Annotated in this window: 17 protein-coding genes; all 17 read right to left on the minus strand. The window is 45.7% G+C overall.

The annotated features are described in order from the left end of the window. Window positions 1–400: 400 nt before the first annotated feature. Complete coding sequence (locus ND16A_RS18320) at window positions 401–2,611, minus strand: CHASE2 domain-containing protein (protein ID WP_052072765.1); 2,211 nt, start codon at window positions 2,609–2,611, stop codon at window positions 401–403. A 41-nt stretch (window positions 2,612–2,652) separates the two neighbouring features. After that, window positions 2,653–3,477, minus strand: coding sequence for an MBL fold metallo-hydrolase (locus tag ND16A_RS18315; protein ID WP_033075753.1), 825 nt, complete (start codon window positions 3,475–3,477; stop codon window positions 2,653–2,655). Between the two features lie 9 nt (window positions 3,478–3,486). Continuing rightward, window positions 3,487–4,695: a FecR family protein gene (locus tag ND16A_RS18310; RefSeq protein ID WP_160173469.1), complete on the minus strand. Its 1,209-nt coding sequence runs from the start codon at window positions 4,693–4,695 to the stop codon at window positions 3,487–3,489. Between the two features lie 20 nt (window positions 4,696–4,715). Beyond that, window positions 4,716–6,050 (minus strand): tetratricopeptide repeat protein, encoded by a 1,335-nt coding sequence (locus ND16A_RS18305; RefSeq protein ID WP_033075755.1) that lies wholly within the window; start codon window positions 6,048–6,050, stop codon window positions 4,716–4,718. A gap of 38 nt (window positions 6,051–6,088) precedes the next feature. Then, entirely contained in the window at window positions 6,089–7,378 is a 1,290-nt protein-coding gene (locus ND16A_RS20040) for a multiheme c-type cytochrome (RefSeq protein ID WP_052072766.1), read from the minus strand. Window positions 7,379–7,380: 2 nt separating this feature from the next. Next, entirely contained in the window at window positions 7,381–11,241 is a 3,861-nt protein-coding gene (locus tag ND16A_RS18300; protein WP_200880786.1) for a hypothetical protein, read from the minus strand. Between the two features lie 70 nt (window positions 11,242–11,311). Further along, window positions 11,312–13,165, minus strand: coding sequence for a hypothetical protein (locus ND16A_RS18295; protein WP_152593765.1), 1,854 nt, complete (start codon window positions 13,163–13,165; stop codon window positions 11,312–11,314). A 13-nt stretch (window positions 13,166–13,178) separates the two neighbouring features. Continuing rightward, window positions 13,179–15,359 carry a heme-binding protein gene (locus tag ND16A_RS18290; RefSeq protein WP_033075756.1) on the minus strand — a complete coding sequence of 727 codons (2,181 nt, stop codon included), beginning with the start codon at window positions 15,357–15,359 and terminating at the stop codon, window positions 13,179–13,181. Further along, window positions 15,349–17,187 (minus strand): cytochrome c3 family protein, encoded by a 1,839-nt coding sequence (locus tag ND16A_RS18285; protein ID WP_033075757.1) that lies wholly within the window; start codon window positions 17,185–17,187, stop codon window positions 15,349–15,351. Before ND16A_RS18285 ends, ND16A_RS18290 begins: the two co-directional genes overlap by 11 nt. A 12-nt stretch (window positions 17,188–17,199) precedes the next feature. After that, on the minus strand, window positions 17,200–18,063 hold the full coding sequence (locus ND16A_RS18280; RefSeq protein ID WP_052072767.1) for a hypothetical protein: 864 nt from the start codon (window positions 18,061–18,063) through the stop codon (window positions 17,200–17,202). Window positions 18,064–18,067: 4 nt separating this feature from the next. Next, a complete protein-coding gene (locus ND16A_RS18275; RefSeq protein WP_033075758.1) occupies window positions 18,068–20,452 on the minus strand; it encodes a cyclic nucleotide-binding domain-containing protein in 2,385 nt (794 codons plus the stop codon). Window positions 20,453–20,665: 213 nt separating this feature from the next. Continuing rightward, window positions 20,666–21,001: a hypothetical protein gene (locus tag ND16A_RS18270; RefSeq protein WP_152593766.1), complete on the minus strand. Its 336-nt coding sequence runs from the start codon at window positions 20,999–21,001 to the stop codon at window positions 20,666–20,668. Between the two features lie 113 nt (window positions 21,002–21,114). Beyond that, the gene (locus ND16A_RS18265) at window positions 21,115–21,648 is read right to left on the minus strand and encodes a hypothetical protein (protein WP_052072768.1); all 534 of its coding nucleotides are present in this window, start codon (window positions 21,646–21,648) and stop codon (window positions 21,115–21,117) included. 24 nt (window positions 21,649–21,672) lie between these two features. Continuing rightward, window positions 21,673–22,122, minus strand: coding sequence for a hypothetical protein (locus tag ND16A_RS18260; RefSeq protein WP_033075760.1), 450 nt, complete (start codon window positions 22,120–22,122; stop codon window positions 21,673–21,675). 211 nt (window positions 22,123–22,333) lie between these two features. Further along, window positions 22,334–22,552 (minus strand): hypothetical protein, encoded by a 219-nt coding sequence (locus ND16A_RS0118605; RefSeq protein WP_033075761.1) that lies wholly within the window; start codon window positions 22,550–22,552, stop codon window positions 22,334–22,336. After that, on the minus strand, window positions 22,549–22,809 hold the full coding sequence (locus tag ND16A_RS0118610) for a histidine kinase dimerization/phospho-acceptor domain-containing protein (protein WP_152593767.1): 261 nt from the start codon (window positions 22,807–22,809) through the stop codon (window positions 22,549–22,551). Before ND16A_RS0118610 ends, ND16A_RS0118605 begins: the two co-directional genes overlap by 4 nt. Window positions 22,810–23,203: 394 nt before the next feature. Beyond that, window positions 23,204–25,348: a S9 family peptidase gene (locus tag ND16A_RS18255; RefSeq protein WP_081945407.1), complete on the minus strand. Its 2,145-nt coding sequence runs from the start codon at window positions 25,346–25,348 to the stop codon at window positions 23,204–23,206. Window positions 25,349–25,582 lie beyond the last annotated feature (234 nt).

The raw sequence follows: 25,582 nt of genomic DNA on the forward strand, positions 1-25,582 counted from the left end.
TGAAATTTAATTGTAGCTTAATTGAAATTAATTTGAGGAAGCAATTGTTTATAGGCACGCTATATCCGAAAGGGGGTTGCGGCCTGCGCCGCAATGACGTGGTTAATTGTTTCGGAGTATGCCCTGACACTTGAAGGTTAAACGTCTCTCAATGGCACAAAATGCTCGTTCGAGTCACCCTAAAACTGATGGAGATTCCATCCAAAAGCATGATGGAATGACGGCATATTTTTTCTAATTTCGTATGGCGGCAAGTGGCACAAAACGTTCATTCAAGGTCACATCAAAACTGGAGAAGATCCCACCCAAAAGCACGGTGGTGAGGGAGTATATTTTCTAATATCGTATGGCGGCAATGTGGCATTTAGCTGACTCGAACAACAATTAACGCTAAGACAGCCTATTTGGCGGTATGGGTATAAACCCCATGCCAGTTATCTGGCAGAGGTTGCTGACGGAATTCCTTAATTCTGGCCAGATAAATATGGTATATTTTTCTGTCGCTATACGCTGCAATTAAATGGCTAAACTGCGTTGATGCTCTGTCCCAGTCCCTGGCCAAATAATTTTGGTAGGCCCGTTCATAGTCAACTTGTTCCTGACTAAAATCGACACCTTGCTCAGCCAATAACTCATAAATGCTTACCGGTTGATGTTTACCCTTCACTTGTACTCTATCGATAAAGCGGAAGCTATGCTTGGGGCATAATTTTTTGCAGCTTTCACTGACTAAACAATCCACTCCATAAAATTTGGTTAAACTTTCCAATCGTGAGCCTAAATTTACCGCATCGCCCAATACCGTATAAGCTCTGCGATATTCTGAGCCCATATCACCGACACTCATATTGCCGGTATTCACTCCTATGCCGACGTATAATTGCGGCATTCCCTGTTGTTGAAATTGCACTCTTAATTTAGCGGTTATGGCTAACATCTGCAATGCTGCATTTAATGCGTTCTCTACGTGATTAGCATCATTTAACGGCGCCCCCCAAAAAGCCATCACCATATCGCCGACATATTTATCTATGGTGCCTTGGTTGTCAAAAATCGTTTTGGTGATTGGACTAAAGTAACTATTGAGTAAATTTTTCAGCTGCGCCGCGCCAAGTGACTCTGAGATACTGGTAAAGTCGCGGATGTCCGAAAATAACACCGTCATTTCTTTGCGTTCACCTTGCAGATTGACCGAATCCGGATGGGCTAACATTTCATCAATATGAGCCGGCGGTACGTATTGATCAAAGATGCTTTTTATCATTTTCTTTTGTTCATTTTCTTTAAAAAAACCTAAGCCCAAATTAACCACGGCCACCATAAAAATGAGCAATAGACTGGTGCTTAGCATTAAACTAATTTGGTGCTGATACCATAACCAAAAGTTAAAGTAAGAGATCACGGCCATCAGCAGCATTGCCGTTAAAATTAACGATAATGGTCCGCGCGCAGGGAAAGAAAACACACAAATCAGTGCTAAGCAAAATAACATCAGGGCCAAGGCAGCTTCCCACCAGTCCGGTTGTCTAGGCAGGATTTCAGGCTGCAATAACCCTTCTAACACATTGGCATGTACTTCAACGCCAGGGTAATTCAAGTCAACTGGAGTTGCTCTTAAATCGGCAAGACCAACGGCGCTGGTGCCGACAAAAACGACAGCACCTTGCAGCAATGCAGCATCAAAATCTCCCTGAAGCACGTCTGTCGCCGAAAGATATGGAAAACTTTTTCGTTTGCCTCTATAGGGCACTAACACCCTGCCGGCGGCATCGGTTGGAATAAGCTCATTGCCCCAGCGCAGCCCCGCGATTTGCTGTACGCCTTTACCGATATCAACAATTTCCAGACTTATTTCTTCACTAAAGGTTAATAACCGTGCGGTTTCCAGGGCTAATGACGGATAAAATTTGCCTTGATACTCTGCTATGAGTGCAGCACGACGGATAAACCCGTCTTCATCCATGGTGGCATTGATAAAGCCACTGCCGGGAGCCTGCGCCTGAATAATATCAATGTTGCTTTCATGACTGGAAAATGAAACTCGAATAGTCTTGGTCAAATCATTTATGCTTGCGTTGTCGACGACACTAGAGGGCAACTGACCTTTGCTTAATTTATTGTCGTGATGAAACAGTATGCCTAACACCACATCCGTTGCGGTAATGCTTTCGGCAAACGCGGCATCACCATCTAAGGCTTTGATGATATCAGGAAATTGTTCTGGCACGGCCAGCTGTTGGCGTTGATAATATTCCGCCACGGTTTTGCCAGGGTTACGCTCGGGCTCGCCAAATAATATATCGAAAGCAATAACCGCGACTTCTGCATCGCTCAGTTTAGTTACCAACTCGGCCAGTTTATTACGCGACCATGGCCAACGTCCCTGCTCTGCCAAACTGTTTTCATCGATATCAACGATAATGATGGTTTGCTCAGTAATTTTGCGATCACTGAGTGATGCCGTTAAACGCAAGTCATAAAAAATACCATCAACGCGGGCCAGTAATCGTTGTATCTCTGCTTGCTCAGAAAATTGGATAAAAAACACCATGGCGCTGATCAACAGACCAGAGATAATCGCGTGTTTTTTATTTTTGATATAGTGCAGCACTGATATTTATTGATCCCGGTTAGAATTCAGTTAAAAATAGATCACAATACAACCTCTTGCCCCTCAAAACTGATAAAAGCATTAACGGTTAACCGCAACGCATTAATTTTTTGCTGCCAATTATCCAGGTCGCTATCCGTTCGTTGTGGGTCATGACTGTAAATGGCAAGATTTTTCGCCTGAGCTTGCTCTGCAAGATTAATACATTCTGAGATTAATGAATGTCCCCAACCGAGTTTATGGGGAAAGTCCGCCTCGATGTACTGACCATCGTGGATCAATAAATCGACCTGATTGACAAACGATTGCCAATCGCTGGTACTGGTTGCAGCATTCGGCGCATGTAACTCATTATCGGTCACATAAGCAACACGTTTAGTATCACACTCAATCAGATACGCCATGCCAGCATTCGGATGGTTCATCTTTTGCCGATAAACCCGAAAGCCATTGATCATCACAGGCTGCCTGGCCCAATCAGGAAATTGAAATTCTAATTCGGCGACTAACATCTCTATTTCTATCGGCGAGTAGCTGCCTTGCATTTGTTCAACAATGGCGTAGGGGTTATTCGGCTCGGTAATGGCCGGGTAAATATGAACATGTCTACCGGCTTGATAAATGGGTTTAAAAAACGGAAAACCCTGGATATGATCATAATGATTGTGGGTTACTAACAGGTGAATGTCACTTTGCTGGTGAATAAGTTCATTGCCTAAGATGCGAATGCCAGTCCCAGCATCTAAAATCAGTTTACTGCCATTGTTCGCGGTCAGTAATACGCATGCGGTATTGCCGCCATATTTTACCGTGTTCGGCCCTGGAGTGGGACAAGATCCGCGCGTACCATAAAAGCGCACTTTCATCGTCGTGCTCTACTGGCCATTGATCAGATAAGCACCATTAACTCTGGCACCCGTTGCCAGGTCGGTGAGTTCAAAATCGCCAAACACCGTTTCCAAACCGGTTAACTGGCGAAACTCTGCCGAAATAAAGCCATCGGCAAGGGCGCCAGCATGATCGGCTCGAGTAATAGATAAATCGAGTAGCACATCGGTATCGGTAATATTCATGTTGCCCTGAAACATTGCATTCCATTGCGCCGGATCGCGGCCTTCAATAAATGACATTTGCCCTTTGGATATCAAACCATTATCAAAATTTATTTCCATACTGGCGGAGAAGTCAGTGATATTTAATTGCGAAAATACCTCAGCCTGGCTGTAGACCATAGAGCCTTGTTTCGCCAAGGCTAAATCTCTAATGCTTGGGGATTCGATTTGTTCGAGTGAGTTGAGATTATCATCAAAAATAAATTCTTCCTCCTCGGCTGCGATTGCGGCAAGGATCTGCCTCGAGTTAAAGTTAGCTGAGCTACTGTCACTTATGCTGCTATTGCTGCCATTATTGATACGGCCGGCATTGCTCGCTGTTGCTGTCTCGGCTTCAGAAATTTCTGAACTCAGGCCTTGCGCAAAGATTTTTGGTGGGTGCAGAAATGTCTGTACGTTGCCATTTTTATTTATCATCGCGTAAGAGTAACTCTCGCCAACGCCAAGAGACAATATAGTGCCGGCATTGCTGCCGACCATTAACTGCACGTCAATAGCACCATCCCACACTGCCAGCCACAAATTGCCATTATCTAATTGCACTTGATAATGTGTCCCTCTGATACCAATGGTGGCGGTCGGGGTTTTGAGTTTGTAATCCTCTTTTTTGTTTTTAATCGCCCCGGTAATTGAACGCAAACCACCTTCAACTAGATCCAGTACAATCGATTGCTGTTCAGTCTTTTGATCAAATTTATATTCGGCAATCAGCAGTTCGGTACTTTCCTGCAACGCTAGCATGCCACCATCTCGCATCCGAAATTGGCTTTTACTGGATACCCCGGTGGTCACTAAATCACTCTCAAAGATTGCCGAGCGCCTTTTTAAGTCGCGTTTATCGCCTTCATCGACATTGGTGGCCGCAACCTCACCACGAACTATCATCGTTTTCCCGGCAGCGTCGATGGCGTAAACATGCTGGGCGAACAACAAAAATATTAGACTAACCATACATTTGATTGTTTTAGTCATGCTCATTTTAGTCATAGTCATTAGAACCTGTATTGCCATTTAACATTCGCTTCAAAACGTTCGTATTCATACAATTTCATCGCCTCAAGCTTACTTTCGACATTTTTTTCCTGATAACTCAACTCCAGTTGCAACAGCTGCTGATCGAAGCCGTTATAGTTAATTTTAGTTGAGATAAGCGCCAATGACGAATCACTATAGGCATTAAATAACGGGTGACGAGCATCATGCTGTTGTTGCTCGTACATCAGCATGGTTGAACCGGTAACGTCATGGTAAATGGGATAACTGAGCACGTAACTGCCAGCCAATACCGTTTTGTCGTTATATTTTAGCCCGTCTTTATTATCATCTAGATAGCCGTTAAGGATAAATAATTGATGCACGCTAGTTTGATAATGATAATACGCATTTACCTGATAGCGGGTCAGGTCGAGATTATCAAAAATTAAATGATCAATTTCAGCGATGGCAGCATTTACGCCATAACCACTGTTACTGTCTAGTGCTTGTTGCCAGCCAGCCAACAACGCATGTTGGTCCCAATATTTTTCCCCGGAAAACCATAACGGCGCGGTACTTAAGCCAAGGTAAAATGATGTCTCATTTAGCAGTTGCTGTTGATATTTCGCACTAAAGTCCAGGTTTTGCCGTTTGTATTCACTGTGCGATGAATAGTTGCGATATTGCAGCGACAAATCAAAAATTAACGACTTGTTTTGATCAATCGGATAGCGATAATTGCTATGAAAGCGCGCCGCATAACCTTCATCATCGGTGGCTTTTGAAGACTCAAATAATTCGATCAGGCTACCATCGGGTAATTCGATGGCATTGAGAGAACTGCCGCTGTTGATATTATCATCGGATCCCAGAGTTAACATCAGATCATGGTTCCAGCGTCGTTGCTCCGCTCTGAGCTGCTGTTCAGTCCGCTTAAGCTGCTGCTCTACCTTACTTTTTTGTTCGGCCGATAAGGCCGGTATTATGGCAGTGGCCGTCTGCAATTTCTTAAGTTCGACCTTCGCCGCGGCTAAATTATTGACTTTTCGATACGATAAGGCCAGGTAGTAGCGGCCATAAAATGAAGATGGCCGCAGGATCACCACCCGCTCAAAGGAAAACACCGCCGCCTGGTATTGCTGTGCACCATAAGCCGCTAGACCGGCTAAAAAATCAAACTCAACATCACCGGCCAAATCATCGGCTAAATCTTCGGCCAACGCGAAAGCCGTCTGATATTGTTTCGCCGCCAAATGCTGCTTAAGAGCATCAATCGATTTTGGCGGTTGCTGCCCGCTGACACAAAAACAGGCGAAATATACGCTGATCAGGAGTAAAAATTTTTTTGTCATTTTTATCCGTACCTTAAATTATAATTTTAATTTTAATTTTAATTAAGACGATTATTGATCTCGCTAATTTTTTCCCTAAAGGCTATCGCCTGATAGTTATTCTCATTATAGACTAAATCAAATAATTCTGAGATTTCAGTCGAAAATTCTGCTTTCTTTTCAATAACCTCAAACAATAAATCGATGGCCATGGTGGTTTGTTCGGCGGCAATATAATCGGCAAAAGCACCATCACTGCCCATTTCTAATATTGTTTGCAACACATGCCTGGCATGGCGTTGCCTTTGCGCCATTGGCTGATGTTCGATCAAGGATTGTAAGTGATCGATATCGAGCCTGGCTTTGGCGATTGCCCCGGTTAACTGCTGTTTATCATGTACGGCATTGCCTATAGCAGTTAAATGTTGCTGCAGCGGCTTAACCATTTTAGTGCCTGAGGCAATGGCGATTAACATTTTAAAATTGCCGTCATTTAAGCGCACAGTGCCCGGTTTAAAGCCCTGGCCTTTACTTCGGGTCCAGGATAATTTGTCCATCGAATGATGGCATGAATGACAATCAAACAAGGCTAATTCCGGAAATAAGCTATTGTCTTTGCTAAGTTTATTGATGATTAACGTTAACATCGCCCGACTCGCTTGCAGTTGCCCATAAACCCAGGTGATGTAGTGATCGCCAGACCATTTCTGCGCTTTATAATCGTCATCAACCACATAATGCAGCGGTTGTAACACGCCAAACGTGTCTAATTCAAACGCCAGCCGCGGATGCCCGGCGCCCATAATATCGTGCCCGGCATATTTGTCGTTATTGCCTAAATGACAAGACAAGCACAATTGCGCTCTCGATTGCGGCTGATCGGTAGGAAATAAACCGTTTTGTAAATGCTGCTTCCTGTTGATAGTGCCGTCGGTATGGCTACTGATGTAATGTTGCCCGCCGCCATGACAAGCTTCACAACCAATACCATCGCTGAGTTGAAACTTATCGCCTTGCAGCTCTTGCTTAACATTATCGCTATGGCAATCCAGGCAAATATCCGCCTGCCCGGCATCAGCTATGCCTAAATTGTCCGCTATTTTCACCGCCGTCGCCGTCAATAAGCTTTGATAGGCTTGCGCATGGGTATCTGAATTGCTCCATATGATGTATTCATTTTGCAAAACATCACTGCCTTCTCGCTGGATCAGCGAGCCATGGCACATACTTGCCGCGCAACTGGCCACTCCTAAGTGCACGTTTTTGTCGAATTGTGGCAACACTAATGACGCGGCCTCTACCAGGCTAGCAAGACTAAATAACAGTGATAATAGTAATATGCGGATCATATTCATCGCTTCACGCTCGTTTCTGTAGAAGTTGCCGCCGCAGCTGCTGCGCTTGTTATCGCATTAGTTGAAGCAGCATAGGGTGGAGCTAAATCGGTTGTTGATGGCAACACTAATGGCGCTGTTGCAATGCCAAAGCTAGTGCCTGACCCGGTTGACTGGGAGGTTATTGACGGCAGTTGATCTTTAACAAACCAGGGCCGTGAGTTTTTATCCAAGTATAGTTTCTTCATATCGGTTAGCGATAATGGCCCTGAGCCCAAACGGCTAAACACCGCGACCTGACCACCGGTTTCATCGACCGCTCGATCTCGCTCCAGCCCACGTGAGAGTGACAATGCCGGTGAAGATGTTTGATACCAGGAGATTAATTGCGGTTTCGGCTCTGGACTGAAACCATAAAACCTTGGTTGCCGATCTGGCGAGGTTAATTGCACCACCTTTAACCCGGATTTACCATCGGCAATATAGGCAAAAAGCGAGGCGTTAGTGCTGGCCACCACCACATCCTGAGCATCGCTAATTAGCCCCAGGGCATTGAAGCTTTGATATTTTTTTATCGCTTGTGGTTTGTTGATATCAACGATGAGCAAGCCTTCTTTACCGGCAGCTACATAGGCAAAGGTGCGGGCAATAAAAATATTATTGGCATCATTGATTGCTATGGTATTGTTTTTAATAATGAATGCCTTGCCCGGCAGAGTTATATCGACAACTTTTAGGCCGTCATCATCGGTGACGAACAAATAACGAAATTGCTGGGCAACCGCATGACCGTTATTCAGGGCTACTGTGGTTAAGTGTTTCGGCTGCAACGGATCATCCAAATCCAAAATAACCAGGCCGGCATCGGCGATAATATAGACAAAATGGCCGCCAACGGTTAAATGGCGAGCACCGGCTAACAGCTTATTTTCATTCCAGGTTAGCGCTCTGCTTAAAAAATTATTGCGCGGCTCGCCATCCATTAAGGTATCGATATTGGTTAATATCAATCCTTCTTCGCTATCGGTGATTAACGCGTATTGATAGATTGGATGGAACGGTTTTTCCTGATTGTTAACCCGCATCAATTCGCCCTGGTTGCGCTCTGGTGCCACCGGCTGCGTCGTCACCAGTGAAACGCAGCTGGCATTTTGAGAGTTAATGTTAGTATCCTGGCCAAGTGTTGAGGCCGGCGCGGTGATTATTCTCTGGCTCACCCCTTTATTGGCGATACTGGCAACATCAAACACTTTAAGACCTTGCTGCCCTGCTGCCGCAAATAAGTATTCGCCGCGCAGTTGCAAACAACGCACTGTAGAAGAATCATGCTGATAGCCCTGCTGTAACGCTTTATTGTGGTTCTGGTGTTGTTGAAAATAATCCGGGTAAGCATATTTATGCAAGTAACTGCCAATCATCGCTTGCGGCTCTTGCCACTCGGTGACTTGTACGGCCTCAACAGATTGCTCGCCGCCAACGTAGGCGTGGTAGCCGATAAAGTCGATAAAGTCGGTACCAAAGCCTAAGGTTTGCGCCATAATGGCATTGTTGTCGCCATTTTTAGCCAAATGGCAATCGCTGCAAACCCGGGTTTCTTGTTTACGTACAGTATGAGCGAAGTGCGGATTAATGGCTTGCGAGCTATAACCACTGGCGGCAATAGGCGGTTGCTGGACATAGATTTTTTCCCGATTGGCATTGGTCGACGACAACACCAGCGCCGAGCTGGAACGCAGCGGCGCAATTTTGCCACCGTTGATATCACCACGTCGACCTAACATAAAAATTTGATCGCGCACCACTTGCGGATTGTAGCTGGCGTAATTGCGCGACTCGTCACCCTCAAAGTGCTTGCTGCTCACCTTCCAGTTTGCTTCAATAGGCAAGTGACAGCCGCCACAACTTGTGGTCCAGGACTGGTGACAGCTATAACATTCCATCTCATCGTTGCTGTGTGCCAACATATCGGCACTGACATCGAGCCCCCAATGTTGCTCTATCGGATCTTTTTTCATCGTTTTGGCACGGGCCGCTTTCGGGTTGTATTCGACATGACCGGGATCAACGACATCTTTTAACAAGGTCAACTTCCACTGCTTATCTGGCCAAATCAAGCTGCGCTGATACAAGTCACCGTCTTGCCAGGAGAAGCGTTTTTGGCCATCGGGGTTACGCAGCAGTGACAAGTCAGTGCCACCCGGCGGTGCCGCCGGGCCAGACGTTTTAAGCGTTGGGTAATTAGCTACCGTGCCATGACAATCGATGCAATCAATTTCCACCGCACCGGCAACTTCGCCGTAGACATGACCATTACCATGATTATCCTGTGAAAAGTGACAATCAACGCAATGCATGCCCACGTCTAAATGCACCGATGACATGTGCACCGCTTTATCAAATTTTTGCGGATCGTCGGGCTCGACGATATTGTCATCCTGATCGAGTAAATTGCCCTTGCGATCTTTTTTAAATACGGCGCGAAAGTTCCAGCCATGACCGTGATAATCGGCAAACTGGGTGTTTTTCATCTTGTCATTGTTCTGCCACAAATCCCGCAAGAACCCCTGATCAGACCACAATCCCCGCACTGCAGCACCTTCAGGATTGTGTGAAAGGATGGCAAACTTTTCTTCATCGTTGGGATAGCGTTGTTGCTTGGGGAACATCCTTGGCGCATCGGCCTCATAATCCCACATGGTGTAGCCTAAAAAACTGTTCACAAACATGTTCGGTTGATGCATATGACAAGACATGCATTGGGCAGTAGGAATGGCACGAGAAAACACATGTTTTAACGGGTGACCGTCTTCTTGTTTGCTAATGGTGGGGTCCAGGCTTTGACTTTGGCCGCTATTGCCAAACTTTGCATAGGGTCCTGAATGACGTGGTTCACGGTCATTTGCATATACCACATGGCAGGCGCCACAACCTGAGGTGCGAAAATCACCGGGATTATCGTTGGTCCCCAAAAACCACATCAAGGGATCATTTAACCGGGTTTTATGCGCATTTAGCAACGGCACCGAAATACGTCCGCCGGTGCCGGGGCCACGATTCGATTGCTTGAAATCCGGTCGGCCGGGCTCTTCTAAGCGTTGCAATAGCCCTGTTGAGTTCGGCAATCCGGTTTCTGGAAACAGATTGGATATGTTGCGCCCGCCACGTTCGAACACTCTAAAAACATCTCCTGGAGGTACGGTTTGCCAGGTCGGTAGCGGGTATAAAATCGGCAATACGCCATGGTTTTCCATCGCTTGCTCGGCATTTTTTAATGGTGGACCGGCGATGGCCGACGCATCACCGTCCCGGGTATAGGCTTCGCCCAAGATATAATTTTTAAACGGTAAGATGTTATTGGCATAAGACGCGGCGCCAAATAACATCGCACCGGTAGCCATCAGGCTGCGTTTTGCCGCTTGCACCGTTGGCAAATGGCAAGCACCACAGGCTTCTTCGGCCACGCGCAGATCCGAAGGATTAACAAAGCGAACAAATTCTGCGGCTTCTTTGTTTAACAAGGTATAACTGATCTTCGGGTTGGCACTGTTGGGAAAATGCCAGGCTTCTGGGTAGCTGGGTAACACATGAGCATTTGCTAAAGCTTGCTGGTAGCTTTTATCGGCTTTGGTCGCAGCAAAGGGCTTGCGCACCTCGGCATTGCCACCATGACAATCGATACAACCTAAAATGACGCCTGGACTGGCATGCATGGTTAAACTGTCAGTATCGGTGTGACAACTTAAACAACCGCTGCTTTTTAACAACGCCTGCTGCGAAGTTTGATGTTGCGGCGCGGGCGGGGTAAATTTGTAATCGCGTGCCACTTGTTGTTCAGCGCTGGAGAAGGCTGGCGCGTTGCTGAGGAAATTGAGACTCAATAAAGCAATGCCCAACAGCAAAAATCTTCGCCCGTTTGTGTTCCATTTAAAGATAAAATGCATCGTCACCTCAATACATCAGAATAAGGTTAGCAAGAACCGAATACGGGGTGGCATAGTCACTGCCATACAGATCATCAAATCCCGAACCAGGAACAAGCATGGCCGCCGAAAAGCGCAACACGATATTTTGTGTTTGATAGGGTCGCCAAATTACCGCGGCCGATACGTCTTGTCCTAAATTGCTGTCGATGGCGCCCTGCTGCCTTAACGATTGCAACACTGCCGTTTCGGCAAACCATAATTGATTGATGTTCATCGACAGTCTAAGCTCGGGTAAAATATCGCCATCGATACCAACACCGATCAGCTTCAACCCCGGATTAATGAAATTTGACTGGCCTTGTTCTTTACTCGAGCGTAATGCCGGTAAAATCGCATTTCGCCCCGACAGCGCCACATTGCCACCGCCAATTAACGGCATGTTTTGCCTAATATAAAAGCTGGTATCGGCGCCGGCAAACTGTGGATTTTCAAAAATAGCATCAAATCCCTGAGCTTTTTGATCAAAAGCATCTCTATCACCCGATGCCCAAAGGAGTGATAGCTTGGCTCTTAACCAATCAAAATCCTTTGAGACTTCGCTGGCGAAGAAAAAAGCCTCGATTTCATCCTCTGCATCGCGAAAATGCATATTGGTTTGCTCACCAAAGGCAAAATAAGCCGAGCCGGAAACGTTGAGCCGATCAAAATGACCATCACCGCTAAGACCTAAATAAGTCACGTCATAATCGCGGGCAAAGCGCTCGGCAAAGACCGAAGCCGGCCGGGTAATAAAACCGTTGTTATCGTATATTACTTGCCCTTTTTCTCGATTTCGGTTGTGAGTAATGCTGGCTTGCGAGACAAAACCGAGTAGCGGGAAATCTTGCCAATACAGGTTGGCGGTATACACCTCGTCATCCCGCAATCGCTCTGAAACGTCATTCAGGCCACTATTGGTATCTTTTTCCAAACGTTTAAACCAGGCAAGATTGTATTGAAAAATATTATTATTGCGATTGCCAAACAAGCGCACGCCAAATTGTGAATCTTGAAAGAGAAAGCCACGAAAATCTGAGTTAAATGGCTGAATGCCGATGCGTAAACTGTCGAAATCGTATCGGTCTGAAACATTGCGCAAGTGTTTATCGATAAAAGCCGTTTGAATCGCGACAAAATTATCACTACGGCGACGACCATTGTCGCTTGGTTGTGAGGGATCGATATCCAATAAACCGCGTTCATCGGTTCGTAGCTGATTAAAGTTAAACACTGTGGTCAGCCGAAACTCATAATCCGGTGGCCGAAAGGTGGTATTGCCTTGATAAAGCACTTGTTCAACAATAAAGCTTTGGCTGAACAACACACTATCACCTGAGCCAATGGTGTCTAACGAATTGGCTCTTGCGGTCGTCGCATTCCCCACCGGCACCGGGAAGTTACGCGGCTCTAGCACCGTATCTGAAATCGCGATAACATTATAAAACCAGTCATCGCCCCAAATGGGCAAATCGCCTTTTAACGGATTATGACCATTATAGGGATCCCATAAATTGGTATTGATCCCTATCGATTCAACGATGCGCCAACGATCCGGCACCATAGGGCCGAGTTCAATGGCACTATACCAGGGAGATATTTTGTCTTGCTCACTGCACTTTCTCAGCTGATACTCGTCAACTGCCCTACCGGGGCGCCTTCTTGTTGCTGTCACTTTGCTATCACCACAAAGTAAATGTGCAGGAATGATGGCGGAGTCCTTATCTCGATCATGAGAGGAGTCATGGTTATTGCCAGAGGGTGATTCTACGCCAACGGCTTCCGCAGTAAATGTTTCAGCACTATAACCCGGCAATAGTACTAGCAGCGTAAGGGTTAACAATAATTTGCTCCGTCTAAATACCATCACAAACCTTGGCCTTAGCCGAATCTAACAATGGCGCCTGCGGACAATTGACATAGCGCAACCTCACCGATTGTGCTGGAATATCTATCTTATCGGCACGAATTTCAGTGGGTGCATTTTGCAAACCATTGCCTAACGCCAAACCAGCTTGCGCCACCGCCAAAAAAGCTATCATGTCGTCCTGATCAATACCATCGCCGGAAACGCCAATAGCGCCAACCAAAACGCTGTCCCGATAAATCGGCACGCTGCCGGGAAATATTTGTATACCATTGGCCAAGCCGGCAATGGCGTCATTTTGTTCGAACGGCGAATTTCCTTGTAAGCCACTAATACCAGTACAATTTTGTGGTACATCCGCGACCAGCCCGAGCACAAAAGCGACATGCTGAATTAACCCGTTATAAATTAAATCCGATTGTAAGCCGACACTAAACACACTCCATTGTCCGTCAGGCTTGCTTAAGGGACCAGGGGGGCCACCCGCTGGCCCATCGGGAAAATTAGGCCGAGATAAATTACCACCTGCCCGGTCTGAAAATGCGGTTAAAGGCCCCTGTGCAGTTAACGCTTTGTCGATGCCAATAAATGATTGCAAGGCTTGTACATAGTCGCTGAACTCGGGTTTTGGGCTGGTTAATAACGGTACGCCCGCCCCTAAATCTACCGGTTCCGGCACCGCCGACAAATATAACGGCGGCGCGAGTAGCGATAATAAATCTGCCGGGGCATCATTGGCTTTGCCAGTGCCGGAAAAGAATGCCGCCGTTCTCGCCTTCTGTAACGCCACATCGGCGCCAAATACCGGTGCATCGCGGGTACGAGCCATCGCCAAAATATGACCTTCACTATCAACAATTGCCAATGACACCCTGGCCTGACTGCCATTCGGCTGGCGTATTTGAGCACGGCTGTTATTGGCGACAGCGAGCGCCTGGTTGATTACCTCTTGTACTTCAAGCGCAGTTAATCGATTATTGCTATCGCCATCAGGAAAGTCGCTGGCGGCAATTGCCGGGTAGCGATTTACGTCATTTGCATCGCTAAACACAAAAGCATCCAGGCTTTGTCCGCCCTTATTTTTAAACACTTGTGGGTCGGCGGGGATAATGCCCGAGCCGGTATGGCCAAAGGCAACACCGGTTAATACCTCCCGGTTAGCATCACCGGCGGCACTGAGATTGGCTTCGCCACCATCATAATAACCAGGCACAGCAACCAGGCCACCAATCCCGCTGAGTAAATCATCAAATTCCATTGGCGTTCCCTTGACAAGATCTGTGGCTAGATCACTAATCAGGGCATCACTAAAACGCAAGGTCTTGCCAACAACCGTGATCACGTCTGCGCGTCTGTCTGTTGGCGCAGCAAAACCGAACGTGCCCGCCAACGCAAGTAGTTCATCATCATCTAAATCAAAACCACTGATGTCTTTATCTAAGCCATAAACACCGTCACTGATAACGCCAATGGCGCCTACCGGTGTACCCGCTTTGTAAAGTGGTAAACCTCCCGGATCCGCCGATAACCCAAGTGGTGAACGATATGGCCCGGCACCTGGGGATAATAAGGCACTAAAACGTGAATTAAAGTCACTACAGGCCAGCTGGCTAAATTGCACACCAAACAAAGGTCCTGACGGGCTGTTTTTTTCTCCCGGCGGAAAGTGTTGCTGAATAATTTGACTGGCGGTGCGACTGCTAAAGGCATTACCTTCCGAGGAGAGATAGGCGGCCGTGACTGCTTTCGAGATTGCCGCCATGGTATCGGGGATAATATTGACAGCTTCCAAACCTCCGGTCACCGGTGCAATCGAGGTATTCGCGGTTGAGCTTATGCTGACAAACTTATCGGCGTTACTCATACGAAACACTGCCAGCACATTGCCGACTCTGTCGGTAACCGCTATGGTGGCATTGACATTACGAGCTTGTGCTTCGGCCACGGTCTGGCTGATAATTAGTTCAACCTCACCTTGACTCAAAAAGGAACTCATCGTCGCACATTCCCCGGTACAGCCGGTTGTCGCGCTTGCCGGTTGCGGCGTTTGCTCAACCGCAGATTGCTCAGAGGAAGACTCACTAGAGCCACCACAGCTTGACAATAACAACAGCCAAAGGATGGCGATTACCCCCCTAGTGTTATGATCCTGTTTGCGGTTAATGTTCATTATTGTTCTGCGCCCCATTGTTCTGCACCATGATGTTTACCAGGGGTTTAGAGTGGTAGTTATTTTTCACGTTTTGCCGCTGCTGCGGATGATAACCGTGACAATCAATACAAGTGTTTGGAATTAAATTTTGGCTTTGGCTACCACCATGGCATTGCTGGCAATTATCGATATTGGGGATAAGCACATCGCTACTCGATTCAGATTGACTGGCGTTATGGCAATCATTGCAGCTCATCGATTGATGACTCTGATGAGAAAAATCTGCTAACGGCAGCCATTGTGCCGTTAAGGCGACGGGTTGAACTTGCCAGGGCACTGGCTTGTTGTTATCAGCAGTTTCGACTTTAGTGACGAGATGACAAATATCGCATGCCTGGCGCTCAAAGATATTAACCGCAGCATGCATCGCTTTACTTTCTGCCCACACCAGCGCATCGCTGCGGATAGTTTGCTGAGTAAGCTGAGTTAATGATTGCAAAGTTTGCTCGCTAAGGACATGTTCATTGGTTTTCGCCTTATTGCGCAACCCGCCCGGCCGCCTGGCATCTCTGACGATAAACATATCCCCCGCTTGCACGGCGCTATCATCTTTGCTTTGCGCCAGGCGCTGGTAAATGTAGCGAAACGCGTAATATTCTCTCATCATGGTGATCACCTCATCAGCGGGACCATGCGGCACAACCCGCTCAGGATCGTCGACATCAAAGGTTAATTGATGACAACCTTGGCAGTGTTGCTCCATCCGTACGGGCTGCATTTTAAATCCACCTTTTTCCCCTCGATGACAGTTATCACACTCTAGCAACACCTTGCCAGAAGGGGATTTTATGCCTTCAGCAGTAAGGTGGCGTTGATGGGAAAATTTTAAATTTGACTGCTCTTTGATGTTCTGGTCTGCCAACACTAGCCGCTTTACCGACCAATCGCTTACCTGCTCAGCATTAACTACTGGCTGTAACATACTGACTTTAAAAGTTGGATGATGCTGTTCAAAATCACTCGCCGCGCCATATCGTGGTGGTTGGCCATCTCTTGTCGGTAATTCTCGATGACAACTGGTGCAAATTTGCTCGGCAAAATTGGCCAGGCTTGCGGGCGGATTATGCTCTTGATGACAATCGTTGCATTGTTGAAAATCCGGGTGCGAAAATGACCGGATTTGTGGGTTAACATGTTGGTTGTCACCTTGATGGCAAGACAGGCATTGTTGCTCACTACTGGGTTTAAATACTTCAACATGGCAACGTTCACACTGAGCATCGATAAATTTATGGGCTTTGCGCAATTCTCCGGCTAACCACTGGCTATCGTCGGGTAACGGCTGGCTACGCAGGGTTTGCATCCACTGCGGGTCAAACAACCCGGAAACCGGCAACAACAAACACAGCCCGATGGTGAGACAGAATAACCACCAACTGTAGCGTCTTTTATGCAAATTTAAATGTTCAAACTTGACGCCAAAACGATCTTTTAACGGCTCTACCTCTGTTGAATTCAGTGTCACCTGGACCACATAATCACAATATTTAGTGCCCGCCAGGATACCAATAATGTGCCCGGAAATTTCAATCTGATCGCCCAGCTGCAGCAGGCATTGACTTTGCCGTTGCTGATTGACGCTGACATATTTTCCTTTTGTACAACTGAGCTTTAATGTGGATCCCTCAAGGACGATGCTGGCATGGTTCAGGGCAACTCGAGCATCGGCCAAGATCACATCCTGGTTGGTACCACGGCCAATTTTCAGCGTATGCGCGCTCACCATGACGCGTTCTATAACATCACTGTCGCCTTGTTTTTTTAAATATTTGATTAATAGGCGCATGCTATCTTCACCCTACCAATAGATAAAAACAGACAAGATGTGGGCGATAAGTGCAGCCAGTAAGGCAAAGGACACCGGCACATGACAAAATAACCAAATTTTTAATAACGCGTTGATGCGAATATCTTCGCGCAATATTTTTAACGCCAGGGATTTGCTGGCAAATAAGTCGATCAATTGTTTAAGTTGGCTGCCGAGTTGCTGATTTGTAGCTTTCGCTAAATCAATGGTTAACATGTTGATGCAAGTCGCCTGATCCTCATTACTCATCACGTTTTCTGACACCATCAAGCAAGAGTGATCTTTAGCACTTAATTGCTTGGCTAAATTCCCGCCGAGCGACGTCTGTTCAATGGCGCTGGTGATCATTAAGACTAATGGCTCGGGCAAGCCGCCAAGCAATTTATTTACTTGCCTGTCGATATCGCTAATCTCTTGAAAATATTCATCGCTCGACATCATATTAAGATTTTCTCGTTTTTTCAGCGGCAAATAAACATACGCCCAGGCACCATAAAAACCACTGACAATGGCACCACACATTAACGCATAGGCCAAAGTATGAACGTTGACCCCAAACTGAAAGCCGCTGTGCAAGGTCGCCACCACGAGCAAGCCGCTACCAAAATAAATATGGGCCGATAACCAGCCTTGCACGCTGCCGCTATTTGAAAAATAGTTTCGTTTTCTGCGACCAAAATACATTAACCAAAGGATCAGCAAGGTGGCAATAGTGCCGAACGTGTAGCCTAACCAGGTACCACCATTGGCAGGCTGGTTGGGCTGATGCCAAATGTAGACAAGCGAGAATAACAAGCTAAACCAAACTGTTAGCTTTAAATAGCGACCGTTGCGGTAATAGAGTATCGATTGCATTTATTTATATATTAATGACGTTAATAAAATCTTCAGGACTGATGCGAATGGCCGCACCCGTAGGGCAGGCACGAACACAAGCCGGTCCACCTTTAACATCTTTGCACATATCACATTTCACCGCGGTTTTTATGTTTTCCCCCTGTTGTATTTTGTTTTTTCCCGGCGCCTGGCCAGCATCAAACAACATCCAGTTCCAAAAGTTGCTGTTTTGTTCTTTCTGATACGCCATTTGAATCACCCCATAAGGACAATTCCGCTCACAATTTCCACAACCAATACAGCTGTCATCAATATAAACCTCGCCGCCCAAACCGCCCCGATGTATGGCATCAGGCGGGCAATCTTTCATACAACTGGGATCTTCGCAATGACGACACGAGGTGGGTACATGAACATGGGCATAGGTAGGGCCCGCCTGGCGATTCAATCTTGAGGTGCCACCATGAGTGACCGCACAAGCGGTTTCACAGTTATCACAATTTACGCAAGCATCGTTATTGATCAGCAACACATCGGTGGCTTCACCTATGCCCTGCTGCATCAAAAACGATAAAATTTCGCCACTTTGCTTATCGTTTGCCAGTTCGACGTTTTGCTGATGACGCTGTTGCATTTCATCTTGCATCGCTTCACGTAAGCCCGGGGATTTTTCTAGCAACTGCGCAAACGATTCACTGTCAATGGTGATGGTTTCAGTGTTGACGCTTGCGGTTATGGTGGCCGAACGTACGGTATTACCCAACAACCCCATTTCGCCAATGACGTTATTGGCGGCAACATAGGTAATTGCAATATTTTTGTCGGCCACTCTTTTGGCAACAGTTACCGAGCCACTGCGAATAACGTGCAAACAATCCGCTACGTCACCTTCGGCAAACAGCACTTCATTGGCGGCATATTGATGCAATTTCGCTTTACTGGCAATGGGCAGCAATTCGTCTATTGGCACCTTGGCCGCAAACTTTTGCTGAATGGTGCGGACAATGAAAGTTTCATCGAGTACTCTTTTTACCGACGCAAACGAATTGAGCAATTTGATCATGGTGCGGCGTGGCGTCTCAATGACAATACACGACGGGCCAGCAACGACCGTGGCCGATCGTCTTCGGCCGGAGATCAAACTCATTTCGCCAAAAAAATTGCCCTCGGTACTTTTAATCACACTGTCACCAATCACCACATCCACCTCCCCCTGCAAAATGCTATAGAAGGAGTTTGAGTAATCGTTTTTCTTAAAAATTTCAGTGCCTGCTGGCAACCGATGAACTTGGCTATCTAACATTAGCTCGCGAAATAACAGCTTTGAGAGCGGTGCAAATACCGGTATTTTCGCTTGCATCATGGTTAATATGTCATCCACCTCCAAGGCAAACCCTAATTCGGCAAACTTGTTGGCGAGTAGCGGATGATCGGCCGGTTTAATCGCGTTGCCAAGGATATACTCAACCACTTCATAACCTTGGTTCATCGCTTGTTTTATTAACGGATAACCGCCCAGTGCGCCAATCACATATATACCGGCAACGTTAGATTGGTAGGTGGCAGACAATACTGGCGTTGCAATCGGGTCTTTATTTGGAAATTCAATGCCAAAAGACTCGATTAATGCTCTCGGTGGAATGGCGCCTAAACGGGCAATGATGCGGTCAATGGCTAAACGAACGTCTCCGGCGTCAGTTTTTAGCACCAGTACCCCGGGGTTATCTTGCTCAGGGGTGAGCTCGATGGTTACCGGGTTGGTATTATAAAAGCATTGTATTTGTTCATTGTCGAGGGCCTCAGTAATCAGGCTCAGGTTGCCCTCTTTTGCCCGGGCAAATTCATCCCGGCGATTAATGATGTAAACGTTATTATGCTTGGCCAGTACCAGAGCATTTTCGATGGCGGCATCACCGGCGCCAACCACAACGATATTTTCATGGTGATAATCTTCTGGGTTATCCAGGCTGTATTGCACAAATTCAGCATCACTTCCCGGTATCGTCAATTGCCGCGGATTGCCTTGCACGCCAATGCCTAACACAATAGATTCAGCCGCTATCATCTCACCGTTTTTCAGAGCGAGCTGAAATGCGCCCTGCTCACCTGAGACAGCAACAACCGCCGCTTGATAACGAATATTTACTTGCAATTGTTTGATATTTTCTTGCCACTCACTAAGCACAGCTTCCCGAGAGCCGGCAGCAAACGTAACTGCGCTACGCAGAGGTAAAATGCCTGGCTCTGCCATCACATGTTTACCTTTTTGATACTTTTGGATGGTATTGGCGATGTCATCACTGGCTTCTAACAAAATATGGGGAATATTCAATTCCGCCGCATGGGCAGCCGCACTTATGCCTCCTGGGCCTGCGCCTATTACCGCTATTTTATATTGTTGAATCAACGCCACACCTTTGTAACATTTACCTTAAATTTATTTTTAGTATTAGTGGCTTGATATATGATGCTTTAGGAATTTTATTAAGCCATACATTTACATTAGGTCAACATATGAAAAATAGCGAGATATAGGGCGGGGATATTGATGAAATTTTCAACTAAAACAACCAATAACCGGCGGATCATTTTCCAGTAGGTTGTTGCGCCCTATACCTATTTAATCTACTGCGTGGTTGGTTAAAAAAGTCGATTTGTTTAATGCCGCAAAAAAGTCTTGATAGGGCATAGGATCTTCAATCGTTCGCAAATTGTAGTGGGCATTGGCACGCACCAATAATTGCCGCTCGCCACGCTTTCTAATGGTAATGGTCATTCGAATAGAGTAACGATTCAGTTTTGTTGCCGACACCACACCGAACTCTATATCGGCTTTATCGATAATAAACTCTAAATCTTGCAAAGTGGCAATGACTGACCTGAGTAATAACACCTTGTCGGTGGTATCATACGCCCGGGTTTGATAACTGCGCACTTGCACTTGCGAAGATTTCATCTCGAAAGCATGCTTAGGTTTATTGGCGCAGCTACATAGAAAGCAAGCGATAACCATTAATATCATGACTTTCATAGCAAGAGTGTTGATAGAATATTTGTTCGTTAAACAGTTCATATGCTATTTGCCTCCAAAAATACGGCTTTCGACAGTTTTTCAAAAAACGCGGTATACAATTCCGGCTCCTTCACTGACTGTGCCTTGGATATTTTGCCTTGAGTATTCCAGACGATGCGTTGAATGGTGATCCTTGCCAATGATGATTGGCTATCGCCTAAACCTTGATGAACCACCAAACACACTCTAATTTTTTGCTTATCATCCACAGGTGCCGAGCTACCGATAAGTATGGCTACTAAAATAGACCCTAACACTTGTCCAGCATCGGTAGCATCAATCATTTTTGAAGCCGACAATACGCCTAATTTTGAGTTAGATTCATCCAGAGCATAACCTAAATCTTGCAATACTCCGGCACTGGCAAGTAGTAAATCATCGCGTTGCACGCTAACAAATTGACGAGTTTGCATATGCTTATCTTCCAGTGACGTCGGTGATAGTTTAAACGCCTCCTTAGGCAGCTTACTGCTGACACAGCCAGTAACCACAACCATCACCGTTATCAGTACTAAGTGTTTGATTAACATTTTCATTCCTTAGTTTTAAACGGTTTAAAAACGAGATGTATGATAAGCAAAGTCTCTAACTACGCCGTTTTTATTGAACTTGATGATAATGGTTAGCGTTCTCTGCGACCTTGATGACGCTCCTGCTTTATAGTTATAACTTCCACCAACCCCGGCCAATACTTCACTGCCAAAGCCTAAGATAAGTGAGGAAATGCCGCCACTGCTGCTTGAATGCGCATATTCAGTCGAAATTTTGTCGTAAATCCATACTTCATTACGGTTTTCATCGGTGGAAACAATATTGGGCGAGCCGAGCACCGCTGCCACATCGCCACCTCGCATACCAAACTTGATTTCTTTTTGTACCACGCCAACGGTGACTCTGTTGGCAGAGTTATCACTAACCGCGGCTTTATGCTCTTGCGTTGACATGCAGCCAGTAAGGGCAAGCAATAACACACAAGATGAAGCGAAAATTGAAAGAGTATTCATAAATAATCCTTAACAGCCAGTTAACGGCTTTGCCTAGTTGCACAATGAATGTCAAACTAATAAATGCAGATTATGTGCCACAGTCAAGATACACCTAAGGCTTTGAATATATTTAAATAAATCATTTGACGAGGCTTAACCGCAGGGATTACCTGCCATACAAAAAGGACATTTAACGGTACAAAAATGTATTTTTCTTCGGCAATGACATTCACAAACGCCAAACCAATACCATAACCACTGCCACCATTGGTTGATGATTTGCCGCGTTCACCAGCAAATTTTGAATGGCGCGTTGTAAAAATTTTGCATCGTGTGCAATGAACACTTCATCATCTACCGACACCTTGATGCTGATGTCAGTGCTATGCTGCATTTTATCGATAAGCTCGATTAACCATGGCTGCAAATTTTGCCGTTGAATGTTCAATTGATAATGAGACTCTTCAAACCGCGCCAGCTCGATAAAATCGTCGGTAAGGCGGTCGATTTCATCCAGCTCTTGTTCAATTTTATCTTTCGAGTCACAGTATTTTCTTTGGTGGTCATAGCCAATAAAAAACCAATGCGCGATAGCGGTGTGCGAATATCGTGAGAAATAGAACTTGCCAAAAATCGTTGTAGTGACAAAAACCGAACAATTTGCCGTGACATGCTTTCGACACTGTTAGCTAAGGGATACATCACTGAATTTGCTTTCACCGAACTTTGAATTTTTTGCCGTTTATTGGAAAACAGACTGGTTAAATCAAAGAGACATCATAAACCTGTGTGCCTTTTACTTTGGCACTAACCTCTTGCGCAGTGCGGGTAACAATTTGCACCGCAGCAAACGCGAATAACTTTTCGTCACGTTTATAAGTTGCACTTCCACAGAGGCTTTTTAATATTGAAATGTCGAACACTTGGCCAAATCATCAAAAAAGTAAGATAAGTCGATGATAAACTTAATAATAAATAAAGACAAAGGCAAGCGAGTTTTTAATGGCGTATAAATAACAAAGCCCTTAAGAATTATAGTATTAAGGGCAATTAAGCCACTACTCACCGAGCCGCGGCGTTTGTATGTACAGTATTGACTCTAACGCTCGAGCAAATCCAGATAAAACGCATAAATAAACGCACGGTCTTTATAGCGGCGATATCTGCCTGACGCCCCGCCATGCCCGGCTTCCATATTCACATGAAACAGTAATTGGTTGTTGTCGGTTTTCATCTCGCGCAGTTTGGCGACCCATTTCGCCGGTTCAAAGTATTGTACTTGCGAATCATGCAAACCGCTGGTGACCAATAGATTCGGATAGTCTTTGGCTTCCACATTATCGTAGGGTGAGTACGACAGCATGTAATCATAGTATTGCTTTTGCTTTGGGTTACCCCACTCGTCAAACTCGTTGGTGGTTAATGGAATTGACTCATCCAACATGGTGGTTACTACATCGACAAACGGCACCGCGGCGACAACGCCAAGGTATAACTCTGGCGCTTGATTAATAATTGCGCCCATAAGCAAGCCACCAGCACTGCCACCTAAAGCAAACACTTTATCTTTTGCACCATAGTTATCGGCGACTAATACTTTGGTGACATCGACAAAATCATTAAAACTGTTAATTTTGTTTAATAATTTACCGTCTTCATACCAGCTTCTGCCGAGCATTTCGCTGCCACGAATATGCGCGCGAGCATAAACAAAGCCTCTATCGACCAGGCTAAGTAAACTGCTACTAAAATACGGATCTGTGGTTGAGCCGTACGAGCCATAACCACTTTGCAACAATGGATTGCTGCCATCTTGCTTAAACAAATCTTTGCGATACAGCACACTTACCGGCACTTTTACGCCATCGCGTGCCAGCAACATTAAGCGTTTAGATTGATAAGCTTTCGGATCATAACCACCAATCACCTCATCTTGTTTTAACAAGGTTTTAGCAAAGCTGGTTAAATCAATGTCATACACCGATGCGGGAGTAGTCATACTTTCATAGGCAACACGCACTTTACTGGCGTTAAAATCAACATTGCTGGTCATATACACCGAGAACAGTTGTTCATCAAAGCCAACCGTTGACACTTGCCCAGAGGCAAAGTTTAATACTTTCAAGCTCACCAAACCGTTACTGCGCTGGGTATATAACAATGAGTCTTTTAGCACCAGCATGTGGGTAATTAAAGTGCTTTCATCATGAGCAATAACATCTTGCCATTTGCCGTTATCAGCAACATTGGCGGCACTCGCTTTCGCTATTTTAAAGTTTTGGGCATTGTGGTTGGTGAGAATATAAAAGTCATCACCGTGCGGTTGTACCGAATACTCAAAATCCTTCGCCAAGGCATGCACTTTGGCAAAGCTGGCAGAAGCATCGTTAGCATCGAGTATCGACATACCGGTACTGATTGAATTGGAATGATAAATGGCGACATATTGGTCGTCTAAACTTTTGCCAATATAGGTATAAAAGGTGTTATCGGTTTCTTCATACATCAGTACATCGTCGGCTTGCGCCGTGCCTAAGGTATGACGCATCACTTTATAGCCGAGTAAAGTTTGTGGGTCTTTGACCACATAAAACACGGTTTTCGAATCATTGGCCCAAATCACCTGACCATTGGTGCCAGTTAATTCGTCGCTGAATAATTTACCCGAGGTTAGGTCTTTAAATTTAACGGTATAAATTCTCCGACTTAACAGGTCTTCGCTATAGGCCAATATTTGATTATTGCTGCTGACTTTCATATTGCCAATATCGAAGTAATCCTGGCCTTTGCCTAAGGCGTTGCCATCAAGCAGCACTTCTTCCACCGCGCCTTTTTCGTCTTTAAGGCGAACGTGCAGCTGATATTCGTTATCGGGGACAAATTTGCTCTGATAGTAATAACCGTTACGTAACACAGGTACCGAGCTGTCGTCTTTTTTCAGGCGCTCGGTCATCTCTTTATACAGGGTATCTTGCAACGCTTGGGTATGAGCAAGCTGCTGTTGAGCAAAATCTTCTTCGGCTTGCAGATGGGCAATAATTTCGGCATCTTGGCGCGAATCATCACGCATCCAATAGTAATCATCGATGCGTTCGTCGCCGTGAATTTGCATTTTGTGCGGGACTTTTTTGGCGATTGGCGCTTTCAAATCAGCACTTTTCGAGCTAGCACTCTGCTCAGAACTTTCCATCGAACACCCCTGTGCGATCATGGCTAAGCCAATGACCAACATAAACTTTTTCATAACACGTCCTTTCTTCGACATTATTTTTATCCATTAAAAGTTAGCTGAAAAAAGTTAAGTTGGCAATTAAAAAAGAGGAGGGAATATAAAAATAGTATTCCAATTAAGGGGTTCTTGCTAGTTAGCGAATAATTGCCTAAACCTGATCATGAGGTGGTGATTATGAAAACTTTAGTCTTCGATTTAGTGAGTATAGGCGAGGCCGCAAAGCATTATGGTGTTTCAGTCGAAACT

The sequence above is a fragment of the Thalassotalea sp. ND16A genome (assembly GCF_000764205.1).
Taxonomy (GTDB): Bacteria; Pseudomonadota; Gammaproteobacteria; order Enterobacterales; family Alteromonadaceae; genus Thalassotalea_A.